Annotated in this window: 11 protein-coding genes; 9 read left to right on the top strand and 2 right to left on the bottom strand. The window is 65.2% G+C overall.

Annotated elements, in window-relative coordinates:
* The first annotated feature begins 5 nt into the window (after window positions 1-5).
* Window positions 6-1,664: a membrane protein insertase YidC gene (gene yidC / locus FVF58_RS11820; RefSeq protein WP_149670087.1), complete on the top strand. Its 1,659-nt coding sequence runs from the start codon at window positions 6-8 to the stop codon at window positions 1,662-1,664.
* Between the two features lie 143 nt (window positions 1,665-1,807).
* On the opposite strand, the gene FVF58_RS11815 is transcribed toward yidC, so the two are convergent.
* A complete protein-coding gene (locus FVF58_RS11815) occupies window positions 1,808-2,212 on the bottom strand; it encodes an XRE family transcriptional regulator (protein WP_149670086.1) in 405 nt (134 codons plus the stop codon).
* Between the two features lie 366 nt (window positions 2,213-2,578).
* On the opposite strand from FVF58_RS11815, the gene mnmE reads away from it, so the two are divergent.
* From mnmE to FVF58_RS51375, 3 genes are all read left to right on the top strand, one after another.
* Entirely contained in the window at window positions 2,579-3,973 is a 1,395-nt protein-coding gene (gene mnmE, locus FVF58_RS11810; RefSeq protein WP_149670085.1) for a tRNA uridine-5-carboxymethylaminomethyl(34) synthesis GTPase MnmE, read from the top strand.
* Between the two features lie 174 nt (window positions 3,974-4,147).
* Window positions 4,148-5,353 carry a tyrosine-type recombinase/integrase gene (locus FVF58_RS11805; protein WP_149670084.1) on the top strand — a complete coding sequence of 402 codons (1,206 nt, stop codon included), beginning with the start codon at window positions 4,148-4,150 and terminating at the stop codon, window positions 5,351-5,353.
* Between the two features lie 246 nt (window positions 5,354-5,599).
* Window positions 5,600-5,761 carry a hypothetical protein gene (locus tag FVF58_RS51375; RefSeq protein WP_188130793.1) on the top strand — a complete coding sequence of 54 codons (162 nt, stop codon included), beginning with the start codon at window positions 5,600-5,602 and terminating at the stop codon, window positions 5,759-5,761.
* A gap of 83 nt (window positions 5,762-5,844) precedes the next feature.
* Here FVF58_RS51375 and FVF58_RS11800 read toward each other — a convergent pair whose 3' ends face one another.
* Window positions 5,845-6,174, bottom strand: coding sequence for an ecotin precursor (locus FVF58_RS11800; RefSeq protein ID WP_149670083.1), 330 nt, complete (start codon window positions 6,172-6,174; stop codon window positions 5,845-5,847).
* A gap of 293 nt (window positions 6,175-6,467) precedes the next feature.
* Here FVF58_RS11800 and FVF58_RS11795 point away from each other — a divergent pair, with 293 nt between their 5' ends.
* The 5 genes from FVF58_RS11795 to FVF58_RS11775 are packed head-to-tail and all read left to right on the top strand — an operon-like array spanning window position 6,468 to window position 13,140.
* On the top strand, window positions 6,468-8,093 hold the full coding sequence (locus tag FVF58_RS11795; RefSeq protein WP_149670082.1) for a methyl-accepting chemotaxis protein: 1,626 nt from the start codon (window positions 6,468-6,470) through the stop codon (window positions 8,091-8,093).
* A gap of 50 nt (window positions 8,094-8,143) precedes the next feature.
* Window positions 8,144-8,608, top strand: coding sequence for a chemotaxis protein CheW (locus tag FVF58_RS11790; RefSeq protein ID WP_149670081.1), 465 nt, complete (start codon window positions 8,144-8,146; stop codon window positions 8,606-8,608).
* Window positions 8,605-10,038 (top strand): CheR family methyltransferase, encoded by a 1,434-nt coding sequence (locus tag FVF58_RS11785; protein ID WP_149670080.1) that lies wholly within the window; start codon window positions 8,605-8,607, stop codon window positions 10,036-10,038. Before FVF58_RS11790 ends, FVF58_RS11785 begins: the two co-directional genes overlap by 4 nt.
* On the top strand, window positions 10,031-10,735 hold the full coding sequence (locus FVF58_RS11780; RefSeq protein ID WP_149670079.1) for a chemotaxis protein CheW: 705 nt from the start codon (window positions 10,031-10,033) through the stop codon (window positions 10,733-10,735). The genes FVF58_RS11785 and FVF58_RS11780 overlap by 8 nt, the downstream gene beginning before the upstream one ends.
* Window positions 10,732-13,140, top strand: coding sequence for a hybrid sensor histidine kinase/response regulator (locus tag FVF58_RS11775; RefSeq protein WP_149670078.1), 2,409 nt, complete (start codon window positions 10,732-10,734; stop codon window positions 13,138-13,140). Before FVF58_RS11780 ends, FVF58_RS11775 begins: the two co-directional genes overlap by 4 nt.
* Window positions 13,141-13,145: the final 5 nt, after the last annotated feature.

The raw sequence follows: 13,145 nt of genomic DNA, 5'->3' as shown, positions 1-13,145 counted from the left end.
AACGCATGGATATCAAACGCACCGTCCTATGGGTCATCTTTTTCATGTCAGCTGTCATGCTGTTCGACAACTGGCAACGCGACCACGGACGCCCGTCGATGTTCTTCCCGAGCGCCACGCCGACCAAGACCGTCGGTAGCGCCGCACCGGGAACCACGACGCCGGGAACCCAGCCGGCCGATCTGCCGGCCACCCACGCAGCCGCGCCCGGCAACGCGCCGGGCGCAGCGCAATCGCAGCTCGTGAAGTTCTCCACCGACGTCTACACCGGTGAGATCGATACGCGCGGTGGCACATTGTCGCGGCTGTCGCTCGTCAAGCAGGGCGACGGCAAGACGCCTGATCTGGTGATCACGCTGTTCGACCGCACCGACAATCACACGTATCTGGCCCGCACGGGTCTGCTCGGCGGCGATTTCCCGAACCACAACGACGTGTTCACGCTGATGCCGAACCAGCAGACCGAACTGAAGGGCGACGAAAAATCGTTCAGCCTGAGCTTCGAGTCGCCGGAAAAAGGTGGCGTGAAGGTCATCAAGACCTACACGTTCACCCGCGGCAGCTACGTGATCGGCGTCGACACGAAGATCCAGAACGTCGGCACGACGCCGGTGTCGCCGTCGGTCTACATGGAACTGGTGCGTGACGACCAGCCGGTGGAAACGCCGCGCTTCTCGCACACGTTCATCGGACCGGCTGTCTACACCGACCAGCATCACTTCCAGAAGATGACGTTCGGCGACATCGACAAGAACAAGCAGGATTACGCAACCTCGGCCGACAACGGCTGGATCGCGATGGTCCAGCATTACTTCGCGTCGGCCTGGATCCCGCAGCAAGGTGCGAAGCGCGACATCTACGTCGAGAAGATCGATCCGTCGCTGTACCGCGTGGGCGTCAAGCAACCGCTGCCGACCATCGCGCCGGGCCAGACCGTCAGCGTGTCGGCGCGCCTGTTCGCCGGTCCGGAAGAAGAGCGCATGCTCGAAGGCATCGCGCCGGGTCTGGAACTGGTGAAGGACTACGGCTGGGTCACGATCATCGCGAAGCCGCTGTTCTGGCTGCTCGAGAAGATCCATAGCTATGTCGGCAACTGGGGCTGGTCGATCGTGCTGCTCACGGTGCTGATCAAGGCGGTGTTCTTCCCGCTGTCGGCCGCGAGTTACAAGTCGATGGCGCGCATGAAGGCGATCACGCCGCGCATGCAGGCGCTGCGCGAGCGCTTCAAGGGCGATCCGCAAAAGATGAACGCGGCGCTGATGGAGCTGTACAAGACCGAGAAGGTCAATCCGTTCGGCGGCTGTCTGCCGGTCGTGATCCAGATTCCGGTGTTCATCTCGCTGTACTGGGTGCTGCTGTCGTCGGTGGAAATGCGCGGCGCGCCGTGGATTCTGTGGATTCACGATCTCTCGCAGCAGGACCCGTTCTTCATCCTGCCGGTGCTGATGGCCGTCTCGATGTTCCTGCAGACCAAGCTGAACCCGACGCCGCCGGACCCGGTTCAAGCGAAGATGATGATGTTCATGCCGATCGCGTTCTCGGTCATGTTCTTCTTCTTCCCGGCCGGTCTGGTGCTGTACTACGTCGTGAACAACGTGCTGTCGATCGCGCAGCAGTACTACATCACGCGAATGATGGGCAAGACGAAGGTGAAGCCGGCCTGAGTCTTGTACGAGGCGGCGGGCGGCAAAGCCGCCTCCCGTCTGACGCAAGCCGACGCTGGCTGACAGTGCAGCGACAAAAAAGCCGCCCGGTGCAAACCGGACGGCTTTTTCTATGGGCGCTCGAATCCGGGCTGCCGCCTCAACTACTCTTCAGTGTCCTCGCCGTAAAAACGCTCGATCATCTCCTCGACGAGGTTGCGGTCTTTTGGCATCAGCGACGCGATCTTGGAAGCGAGTTCAATCGTCTCCGGCGTGGGTGGATATTTCTCGCCGCGCGCCAGCGGTCTGCTGCTCGAACCCGGTGGCGGTCCGTAATGAAGCCAATGCTCCTTGACGTTCAGCCATTCGGCTAACGTGCGCAGCTTGTCCGGCTTCGGGATCGTCGTGCCGGTGAGCCACTTGTGCGCGGTTTGCGGCGTAACGGGACGCTCGCCGTGATAGCGCAGATTGAATTGCTCGGCGAGTTTGGTCCCGCCGCGAATCTTGAGCGGCTCCAGCAGATCCTTCAACCGTTTGGCGAAGGCGGCTTTTTCTTTGTCGGTTGGCATGGGCCAGATTGTGCAATTCAGCGTCCAACCAGTTGACAACCTGACAAGCTTAGTCTTAGCGTATTTGAGATAGTTTTAGCTTGCCGTGCGCGTCGGGCAAAGCGTTTTCGGGAATTTGATTTCTTCCGTTTTTTCTTTGTCTGGCTGGCTTCTTCGCGCGCTGGTTGTCTTATCTCGTCCTATTTATTCCGAGATATTGCAGTAGCAATCCTAGCTTATTTGAGATAAATCCGATTTGTCCCGACAATGCGGCGACAAACCTGGGTTCCGATGCTCCGAAGCGGTTGCGGTAGGCACCCGCGTTACAATGCCTCGCGCTGCATCGACCGGCTGTCCCGCCCTTCTCTCCGCTTTTGCCACATTTTCATGCTGACCACCGACTCCGATCCCATCGTCGCCATTGCTACCGCGCCAGGCCGGGGAGGCATCGGTGTCGTGCGGATCTCGTTCGGGCGTGCGGGCGAGGCAGCGGCCCAGCCGCTCATGCGGGCGCTCACCGGCCAGACACTCGTGCCGCGCCACGCCAGCTACGTCCCGTTCCTCGACGGCAACGGCGCTGCGCTCGACCGCGGTATCGCGCTGTACTTTCCGGCGCCGCACTCGTACACCGGCGAACACGTTCTCGAACTGCAAGGCCACGGCGGTCCGGTCGTGCTGCAACTCGTGCTGCAGCGTTGCATCGACGCCGGCCGTGGGTTCGGTCTGCGGCTGGCCGAGCCGGGCGAGTTCACGCGCCGCGCCTTCCTGAACGACAAGCTGGATCTGGCGCAAGCCGAAGCCGTCGCCGATCTGATCGAGGCCAGCACCGAGGCGGCCGCGCGCTCGGCGGGCCGCTCGCTCGACGGCGCGTTCTCGCGCGACATCCATGCGCTGGTCGAAGACGTGATCACGCTGCGGATGCTGGTCGAGGCGACGCTCGACTTCCCGGAGGAAGAGATCGACTTCCTCGAAGCCGCCGACGCGCGCGGCAAACTCACGCGCATCCGCGAGCGCCTGGCGAACGTGTTGAGCGAAGCGCGGCAAGGCGCATTGTTGCGCGAGGGTTTGTCGGTGGTGCTGGCGGGCCAGCCGAACGTCGGCAAGTCGTCGCTGCTGAATGCGCTGGCCGGCGCGGAGCTGGCCATCGTCACGCCGATCGCGGGCACCACGCGCGACAAAGTCGCGCAGACCATCCAGATCGAAGGCATTCCGCTGCACGTGATCGACACCGCCGGCCTGCGCGATACCGAGGACGAGGTCGAGAAAATCGGCATTGAGCGCACCTGGAGCGAGATCGAGCGCGCGGACGTGGTGTTGCATCTGCTCGATGCGCGCACCGGCATGACCACCGAGGACGAGACGATCTCCGGGCGCTTTCCTGGCGGCGTGCCGGTGGTGCGCGTGCTGAACAAGACGGACCTGACAGGCCTCGCGCCCGCGACGCAAGCGCTCGATGCGGACCTCGATCTCAGCGAGGTGCGCTTGTCGGCGAAACAGGGCGACGGCGTGGCGCTGCTGCGCGAAGAGTTGCTGCGGATCGCCGGCTGGCAGGCGGGCGCCGAAAGCGTCTACCTCGCGCGCGAGCGGCATCTGATTGCGTTGCGCGCCGCCGAGGAGCATTTGGCGACGGCCGCGGCACACGCGGATCAGAACTCGCAGGCACTCGATCTGTTCGCCGAGGAACTGCGGCTCGCGCAGGATCAGCTGAACTCGATCACTGGCGAATTCAGTTCGGATGATCTGCTCGGGGTGATTTTCAGCAGATTCTGTATCGGCAAGTAGACGCGAATTCAGAATCGGGCGAGGATGGCTGCCAGATAAGGCTTGCATCGCGTCTCATCACTACCGTCGCCGCGCCGCTCTTCCGCCACTGTGAGCACAAAAAGCCATAAGTCTTTGGTACACAGCACGCGCAAGGTTTAAAATCGCCGCTGTCCGCGCACCAACGATCCGAGCATGCCCCGCTTAGCCGTCCCCCTCACCGAATCCCAAATCCGCGCACTCGAGCCGCGTGCAGCTCGCTATTGCGTCGCCGACGGCAACGGCCTCGTGATCGAAGTCATGACGACCGGCACGAAAGTCTGGCGCTTCCGCTATACGCTGAACGGCAAACGCCAGCCGCTCGCAACCATCGGCGACTACCGGATGATCTCGCTGCGCGTTGCGCGGGCCAAGGCGCAGAAGTATGTGGAGATGGTCGCGCAGGGCATCTCGCCGGTCGCCACCGCGCGGCGCGATCGCGGCGCCGAAAGCAACGCGGACGTTCTGCGCGAAGCGGCCGAGCTCTATCTCGCCACAGCCATGGCCGGCAAGTCGGACGAATATCGCCGCACGACCCGCCGCGCCCTCGACAAGGACGTGTTGCCCGCGATCGGCGGCAAACCGATCAACGCCGTGACCCCCGACGACATCGTCGCGATCTGCGAGCGGATCAAAAACCGTGGGTCCCCGAAAATGGCGCTGCACACGCGCAACGTGGTCAAACGGCTCTATGTGTATCTGATCGCCCGGCAGCTCGCCAACAGCAATCCCGCCGAGGTCGTGCCGGCGCGCTCCATCGCCACCTTCGACAGCCGCACCCGCGTGCTCTCCGGCGAAGAGATCGGCACCATGCTGCACGCGATCGACGCGTCGAGCATTCGCCGGCCGTTGAAGCTGGCGCTGCATCTACTGGTGCTGACGATGGTGCGCAAGTCGGACCTGGTCGAGTCGGCGTGGGCGGAATTTGATCTGGACCACGCGGTCTGGACGATTCCCGCCGCGCGTCTGAACGCCGATCGGGACCGCGTCGTTTATCTTTCGCACCAGGCGGTCTCGATGCTGCGCGAGCTTCACCGCGCGAAGGCGAGCCGGAACTACGTCTTCCCGAGCGTGAGGGGCGACGACCGGTCCATTGCGAAAAGTACGCTGAACCAGGCGGTCAAGGCACTCGGACTGGAGGTCGAGCATTTCGTGCTGCATGACTTCCGGCGCACGGCGTGGACCCATTTGCGCGAGGTCGCGCAGCGAGATGTTGCACTCGACAGCGCGTCGGCGCTCGAGGCGCAAAACCCACACCAAGAGGATGACGTGGCGCAGCAGCGTCGAATCGTTCAGGCTTGGGCGGACTTTGTCGACGGGCAGATTGAAGCCGGACGGCAAGCAGTGATCAGCTCGGTCTGACGGACATCGGCGGGATTTTGGCCGGCCGCGCCGACCGGTCGCGGCACCCGGAATCGTTGGTACACAATCCAACTTGGGCCGGCCCCAAATAGCTGATCAGAAAAGAGAAGTGCATTCCACATCAGGTTCTAAATAACAAGGTTTTGCGCCCTATATGCTCTCTTGCGCACACCTCATTTCCATCCTTCTTTCCCCGATTCCATCGCCTAAACTGAAGCATCGATGCATGCCGATACGGAGGCTCCGATGTCTGAATCGTTGATCGCTTACCTGATGGGGCCTGCCGTGATGCTGGTAGTCGGCCTTGCCATATGGGCAGCGTCCCATTATCACCATGATACGAAGCCGCCGAAGTTCGAGCGCTGGCTCGATACGCACTACGCGGAGTGGCTTCATCACAAACACTGAACGGTGCATCAAATGACAAGGCCGTCGCATTGGCGACGGCCTTTTTTATCGCGGCGTGCCTTTATGGCGCACACCCCAGTCGATCACCACCCCGGTTGCGGCTGAGGCTGCCCGTACCCATACTGCCCGGGCGGCGGCGCCCCGCACGCGACATACGCGCGCTGGTACTGGTCGTAGCAGTATCCCGGCGGTGGTCCCGCATAAGCCGGCGCGGGCTGATACGCCGGTTGCGCATAGACAGGCTGTTGATAAGCCACCACCGGCGCCGGATTCAACGCGGACGTCACCACCGCGCCCAACACCGCGCCGCCGATCAGCGCACCCACCACGTCGCCGCCATGATCGTGAGCAGACGCTTGCCCCGCCACGCACAGACTTCCCGCCATCACCAACGCCACTGCGATCTTTTTCATGTTTATCTCCCGCCGTTCAGGCATGGGACCGATTGTGAAGGGCATGGGCCGAAATAGATGCTGCAAGTGGTAACGGAACATTACGATACAACTGCAAGTGGCGCGGTCGCGTAGGCGGTATCCACGGCCGGCATCTACAGGTCTCAAACAATCTCCCGATCAATGTAAAATTCGCCGCATTACCCGTCAGATGAATCTGACGAATCGCAAGGCTTTCCTACCCTTCGATCCAGGCGGACCGGCGTCAAACAGCTTGGGTTCGAGACAACGCCAAAAAAGTAAGGGGCGTGCGCGTGAAACAATGGACCATCCGGCAACGGATTCTATGCAGCTTCGGGATCGTGCTGATCGTGATGCTGGCAATGGCAATCGTCACTTTTGAGCAGCTCGGCGGCATCGACCGCGACGCGAAGAGCCAGCAGCAGGACTCGATGCCCGGCCTCTACTACGCAACGGCGATGCGAGCGGCCTGGTTCGAAAACTATTCGGTGACGCAGCGTCTGATCTATGTCGACGCGGACCCCGACTCCACGAAACGCGACACCGCGCGCCTGCAGGAAATCCAGCAGACGCTGGAGAAGCTGCTCAACGACTACGGCGTGACGATTTTCCGCGACGTCGACCGGCAACTGTTCAACGATTTCCGCCAGCAGCACACGCAGTACCTGCCCGTGCAGGCGGCGCTGCTGAACACCCTGCCGGGTTCGAAGGAAAACGCCGCGCGCATCTTCACCACGCAGCTCACGCCGATCTGGGAAACGGGCCGCCTGTCGGTGCGCAAGCTGGTCGAGGACAACAAAACCTACGCCGACGAAGCCGCCGAAAGCATCCGCAAATCGGTCGAGACGAGCCGCATCGTGCTGCTGGTGATGATGCTGCTCGCCGCGGTTGTCGCCGTGCTGGCCGGCTATTGGCTGCTGCGCGCCGTCACCACACCGATGGCGAAGGTGCTGCAGGTGGTCGACGTGATGCGCACCGGCGACCTGACGCAACGCCTGGAACTGAATCGCGCGGACGAGATCGGCGCGCTCGAAGCCGGCTTCAACCGCATGACCGACGAACTGACGGCGCTGGTCGGCCAGGCGCAGAAGTCGGCGATGCAGGTGACCACGTCGGTAACGGAAATCGCCGCGACTTCGCGCGAGCAGCAGGCCACCGCGAACGAAACCGCCGCCACCACCACTGAGATCGGCGCCACCTCGCGTGAAATCTTCGCGACCTCGCGCGATCTGCTGCGCACCATGAACGAAGTTTCGGAAGTGGCGGGCCAGTCGGCCGCGCTCGCGGGCACCGGCCACGCCGGCCTCGCGCGCATGGAAGAAACCATGCGCCTCGTGATGGAAGCAGCCGGCTCGGTCAACGCCAAGCTGGCGATCCTCAATGAGAAGGCGAGCAACATCAACCAGGTCGTCGCCACCATCACCAAGGTAGCGGACCAGACCAACCTGCTCTCGCTGAACGCGGCGATCGAAGCGGAAAAAGCCGGCGAATATGGCCGCGGCTTCGCGGTCGTGGCGACCGAAATCCGCCGCCTCGCCGATCAGACTGCCGTCGCGACCTACGACATCGAACAGATGGTCAAGGAGATCCAGTCGGCGGTGGCCGCGGGCGTGATGGGCATGGACAAGTTCTCCGAGGAAGTGCGGCGCGGCATGCTCGACGTGCAGAACGTGGGCGGCCATCTTACGCAGATCATCCAGCAGGTGCAGCAACTCGCGCCGCGTTTCTCGATGGTCAACGAGGGCATGCAGACCCAGGCGACCGGCGCCGAGCAGATCACCCAGGCGCTGACGCAACTGTCGGAGGCCGCGCAGCAGACGGCGGAATCGCTGCGCCAGTCGACTCAGGCCATCGACGATCTGACGCACGTCGCCAACAGCCTGCGCACCGGCGTGTCGCGCTTCAAGGTGATGGCCTGACGCGCGCCGCAACGCCCGCGCCGACCCCATCACCGCCCGCCCACACGCCGATGCTCTTCATCCTCTTCACGCTCGATAGCGAACGCTACGTGATCGACGCGACGCAGGTGGAGCGTCTGATGCCGCTCACGCCGCAAGCGCCGCCGAAGGCGATCCCCGGCGCGCCGTCGTGGGTGGCCGGGGTGTTCGATCACGAAGGCGCGCCGCTGCCGGTGATCGACCTGCCGGCGCTCGCGCTCGGCCGTCCCGCCGCGCAACTGATGTCGACGCGCGTCGTGCTGATGCGCTACCCGCACGCGGGCGCCGTGCGTCTGCTCGCGCTGCTGCTCGAAGGCGCGACCCGCACGATTCGTCTGGATGCCGAAGCATTTCACGAGACCGGCATCGACCTGCCGCACGCGCGCTATCTCGGCCCGGTCGCGAGCGACGCGGGTGGCCTGGTGCAGTGGGTCCGCGTCGAACATCTGCTGCCCGAAGACGTCAAGGCGCTGCTGTTTCCCGAGGCGCATGCATGAACGCGCATCAGGACAACACGCCGCTTTATCGACGCTTCGCCGAGCTGCTGCATCGAACCATGGGGCTCGACGCGGCGTCGCTCGGCCATAGCGCGATCGAGCGTGCGGTCGATCAGCGCGCCGCCGCGTGGTACGCGGAGGGTCACGCGCAGGACTCGCTCGCCGACTACTGGGACGCGACGCAGAGATCGCCAGCGATGGTGCAGGCGCTGATCGAAACCGTAGTGGTGCCGGAGACCTGGTTCTATCGCGACGCCGACGCGTTCAAGGCGCTCGCGCGGCTCGCGCATGAGCGCCTCGACGAGCGTGGCGCGGGACTGCCGCTGCGCATCCTCAGCCTGCCCTGCTCGACCGGCGAAGAGCCGTATACGATCGCGATGACCTTGCTCGACGCGGGCATCGACGCCACGCGCTTTCGCATCGACGCGATGGATATCAGCGAACGGTCGCTCGCGCTCGCGCAGCGCGCGGTCTACGGACGCAATTCGTTTCGCGGCAATGCGTTCGCGTTTCGCGACGCGCATTTCACGCGCACCGAGGACGGCTGGCGTCTTGCGCCGCGCATCGTCGAAACGGTGCGCTTCTCGCGCGCCAATCTGATGCAACTCGACGCGACGTCGCTCGGCATCTACGACTTTGTGTTCTGCCGCAACGTGCTGATTTACTTCGACCGCGAAGCGCAGCAAACCGCTTTGCACGCGCTCAATAGCGTGCTGGCCGACACCGGTACGATGTTCGTCGGTCCGGCGGAAACCGGCTTGCTGGTGCGCCACGGCATGCAGTCCGCGAAGATTCCGCTGGCGTTCGCGTTCCAGCGCGCGGCGCCCGCCGATCCGCTGTCGAATGGCTGGCCCATGGCCGCGCCGCTTGCCGCCGCCGCCGCGCTCGTGATGAGCCCTTCGCCGGTGTCCGCGCTCGCGCCCGCGCAGGCGTTTTCCGCCGAGCCGTTCGCGTGGCCCGATCCGGTTGCACGCGCCGCGTTCGACGGCGTGACACAAATCGCACCGTTCGACGGGGCGATGCAGTCCATCTTGCGCAACACGCTCGCGCCGCATCCGCGCATGCCGTCGGCGCACGGCCCGCAACCGCCGCAGATCGACGCACCAGTCAGCGCCGCCCGCGACACGCTGCAAGCCGCGCACGCGCTAGCCGACGCAGGCCGCCTCATGGAAGCCGCCGCCGCGATCAACGCTTATCTGGAACAACATGCGCCGCACGCCGACGCGTTCTATCTACTCGGCGTGTTGGCCGATGCCAACGGCGAAACGAACCTCGCTCGCAGCCAGTACCGCAAGGCGCTCTATCTCGATCCGCAGCATGCGGAAGCGCTAGCGCATCTGGCGATGCTGCTCGAACTCGAAGGCGATCGCGACGCTGCGCGCCGCTTGATACAACGCGCGTCGCGCGCGCAGGGAGCGGCACGTGATTGAACATCGCATCGCGGGCTTCGACGATTGCTGGAACCGCATCGGCGTGCGCGGCGACTCGTCGTGCGAGCGGCTCACCGAATATGTGCGCTGCCTGAATTGCCCGGTGTTCGAAACGGCCGCGGCCAAACTGCTCGAACAGCCGATTCCGCTCGTCGATCTCTCGCGCCACGACCTTCGCGCGCCCGCGCATGAGCAGCGCGACGCTCACGCCGCGGGCGAATCGTTCCTCGTGTTCCGCATCGGCGAGGAATGGCTCGCCCTTGCCACGCCGATCTTCAAGCGCATCGTGCAGACGCGGCCCATTCGGACGTTGCCGCATCGGCAGCATCGCGCGGTGCTGGGCGTGGTCAACGTGCAGGGCGAATTGCTGGTGTGCCTGTCGCTTGCGCATCTGCTCGGCTTCGAGGCCGGCACCCCCATTGGCACCAACGCTGCCATCGCCGCACGCGACGAGCGCGCGCGTCACGACTTGCCGCGCCTGCTGGTGGTGTCGCGCGGCGAAGAGCGCGCGGTATTTCCCGTCGATCAGGTCGACGGCGTGCATCGTCTCGCGCCGGCCAGCTTCTGCGCGCCGCCCGCGACGCTGTCGCAAGCGGCTGCCGCGCACACGCGCGCGGTCGCGCCGTGGCGTGGTCTGAGCGTCGGCGTGCTCGACGCCGACGCGCTCTTCGACACGCTGAACCGGAGCCTCGGATGACCGACGACCCGCGCCGCCCGTCGCTGATCGACCTCTTCCGCGAAGAAGCACGGACTCAGGCGCGCGTGCTCAACGACGGCCTGCTGGTGATCGAGCGCGTGCCCGGCGACGCCGCCGCGCTCGAGGCCTGCATGCGCGCCGCGCATTCGTTGAAGGGTGCGGCGCGCATCGTCGGCGTGCAGGCCGGCGTCGAACTCGCGCATGCGATGGAAGACTGCTTCGTCGCTGCGCAGGAAGGACGCGCGTTGCTCGACGCCGCATGGATCGATGAGCTGCTGCGCGGCGTCGATATCATCGCGCGCATCGGCAAAAACGAAAACGAATCGGCGCGCGACGCGGTCGGCGCGTGCGTCGCCGCGTTGCAGGCGCGGATGGCGGGCGTGGTGCCGCATGGGGCGGCAGCGCGGCGCGATGCGGTGCGACCGGTCGCCGCTGTTTCGGCGCCGCCATCCGGCGCAGTCGCTGAGCCATCCGCTGCCCCAAGCGGAGCTGCCGCCGACACCGATGCCGATGCCGCGTTCAACCTGCTGGCCGGCGCGCTGCGTGCCGAAGCCACGGCCACCCCCGCCGCGAGCGTCAGGCCCGCGAGCGCCGTGGCCGACACATTCGCTGCACCACCCGCCGCAGCCAACACCGCCAACAGCACAACCACCGAATCCGGCCGCATGCTGCGCGTGCGCGCCGACAACCTCGACCGCCTGCTGTCGCTGTCCGGTGAATCGCTGGTCGAATCACGCTGGCTGAAGCCGTTCGCGCAATCCATGCTGCGCGTCAAACGCGTGCAGCGCGACAGCACCCACGCGCTCGACCGGTTGCACGAAGCCCTCGCCGACCAGAAGCTCGACCCGCGCGCACATGCCGCGCTCGAAGAACTGCGGCGCCTCACCGCCGAGTCGCAGCATCTGCTCGGTGAACGTCTCGCCGATCTGGAGAGCTTCGATCGCCGTTCGACGCATCTGTCGCAACAGCTTTACGACGCCGCGCTGCAATGCCGGATGCGCCCGTTCGGCGACGGCACCGGCGGACTCGCGCGCATGGTGCGCGACGTCGCGCGCTCGCTCGGCAAGAAAGTGCGCTGGCAACTGGTCGGCGAATCGACCCAGGTGGACCGCGACATCCTCGATCTGCTCGAAGCGCCGCTCGGCCACATGCTGCGCAACGCGCTCGACCACGGCATCGAAGCGCCCGCCGTGCGGCTCGCGCGCGGCAAGCCGGAAGAAGGCACGCTCACGCTCGACGCGCGTCACACGGCCGGCGCGCTGCTGATCACCGTGTCCGACGACGGCGCGGGCATCGATCTCGCCGCGCTGCGGGCGTCGATCGTGCGCAAGAAGCTGGCGAGCGAGGAGACGGCCGCGCGTCTGTCGGAGGCCGAGCTGCTCGAATTCCTGTTCCTGCCCGGCTTCTCGCTGCGCGATCAGGTCACCGAGGTGTCGGGCCGCGGCGTCGGGCTCGACGCGGTGCACGACGTCGTCAAGCGCGTGCGCGGCACGGTGCGGATCACCCACGAGCCTGGGCTCGGCACGCGCGTGCAATTGCAGTTGCCGCTCACGCTGTCGGTGATCCGCAGCCTGCTGATCGAAGTCGCGGGCGAGCCCTACGCGGTGCCGCTCGCACACGTGAACCGCACCTTGCAGGTGAGCCGCGCGGACATCGAACTGCTCGAAGGCCATCAGCACATCGCGTTCTCGGGCCGGCGCATCGGCGTGGTTACCGCGCACCAGATTCTCGACGCCGCGCCGCCCGCCGATGTCAGCGGCGCGATCTGCATGATCGTGATCGGCGACGGCCCGCAGACCTACGGCGTGGTGGTCGACCGTTTTCTCGGCGAGCGGATGCTGGTCGTGCAGCCGCTCGACCCGCGCCTGGGCAAGATCCGCAACATCACGGCCGGCGCGTTGATGGAAAACGGCGATCCAGTGCTGATCGCCGATGTCGACGACTGGCTGCGATCGGTCGAACGGCTCGTCGCGGGCGGCGCTCTGAAGCACGCGCAGCCCGGCGGCGCCCTGAGCGCAAAGCGCTCCGCGCGCCGCGTGCTGGTGGTCGACGACTCGCTCACCGTGCGCGAACTCGAACGCAAGCTGCTGGCCACGCGCGGTTACGACGTGACGATCGCCGTCGACGGCATGGACGGCTGGAACGCGGTGCGCGGCGAACGCTTCGACCTCGTGATCACCGACATCGACATGCCGCGCATGGACGGCATCGAACTCGTCACGCTGATCAAGCGCGATCCGCAGCTGCACGCGCTGCCGGTCATGATCGTGTCGTACAAGGATCGCGAAGAGGACCGCCGCGCCGGGCTCGACGCGGGCGCCGACTATTATCTGGCGAAAGGCAGTTTCCATGACGAAGCACTGCTCGATGCCGTGCATGACTTGATCGGCGAGGCCTACGGGTAAAACTC

This window comes from Paraburkholderia panacisoli (assembly GCF_008369935.1).
Taxonomy (GTDB): domain Bacteria; phylum Pseudomonadota; class Gammaproteobacteria; order Burkholderiales; family Burkholderiaceae; genus Paraburkholderia; species Paraburkholderia panacisoli.
The sequence above is the reverse complement of the archived record's forward strand: the minus strand, read 5'-3'. Positions and strand labels throughout refer to the sequence as shown.

Bases quoted from the DNA above. Each gene is read 5' to 3' on its own strand.
- FVF58_RS11800 (WP_149670083.1), bottom strand. From the start codon at position 6,174: ATGAAAAAGATCGCAGTGGCGTTGGTGATGGCGGGAAGTCTGTGCGTG.
- FVF58_RS11775 (WP_149670078.1), top strand. From the start codon at position 10,732: ATGACCGACGACCCGCGCCGCCCGTCGCTGATCGACCTCTTCCGCGAA.
- mnmE (WP_149670085.1), top strand. From the start codon at position 2,579: ATGCTGACCACCGACTCCGATCCCATCGTCGCCATTGCTACCGCGCCA.
- yidC (WP_149670087.1), top strand. From the start codon at position 6: ATGGATATCAAACGCACCGTCCTATGGGTCATCTTTTTCATGTCAGCT.
- FVF58_RS11790 (WP_149670081.1), top strand. From the start codon at position 8,144: ATGCTCTTCATCCTCTTCACGCTCGATAGCGAACGCTACGTGATCGAC.
- FVF58_RS11785 (WP_149670080.1), top strand. From the start codon at position 8,605: ATGAACGCGCATCAGGACAACACGCCGCTTTATCGACGCTTCGCCGAG.
- FVF58_RS11805 (WP_149670084.1), top strand. From the start codon at position 4,148: ATGCCCCGCTTAGCCGTCCCCCTCACCGAATCCCAAATCCGCGCACTC.
- FVF58_RS11815 (WP_149670086.1), bottom strand. From the start codon at position 2,212: ATGCCAACCGACAAAGAAAAAGCCGCCTTCGCCAAACGGTTGAAGGAT.
- FVF58_RS51375 (WP_188130793.1), top strand. From the start codon at position 5,600: ATGTCTGAATCGTTGATCGCTTACCTGATGGGGCCTGCCGTGATGCTG.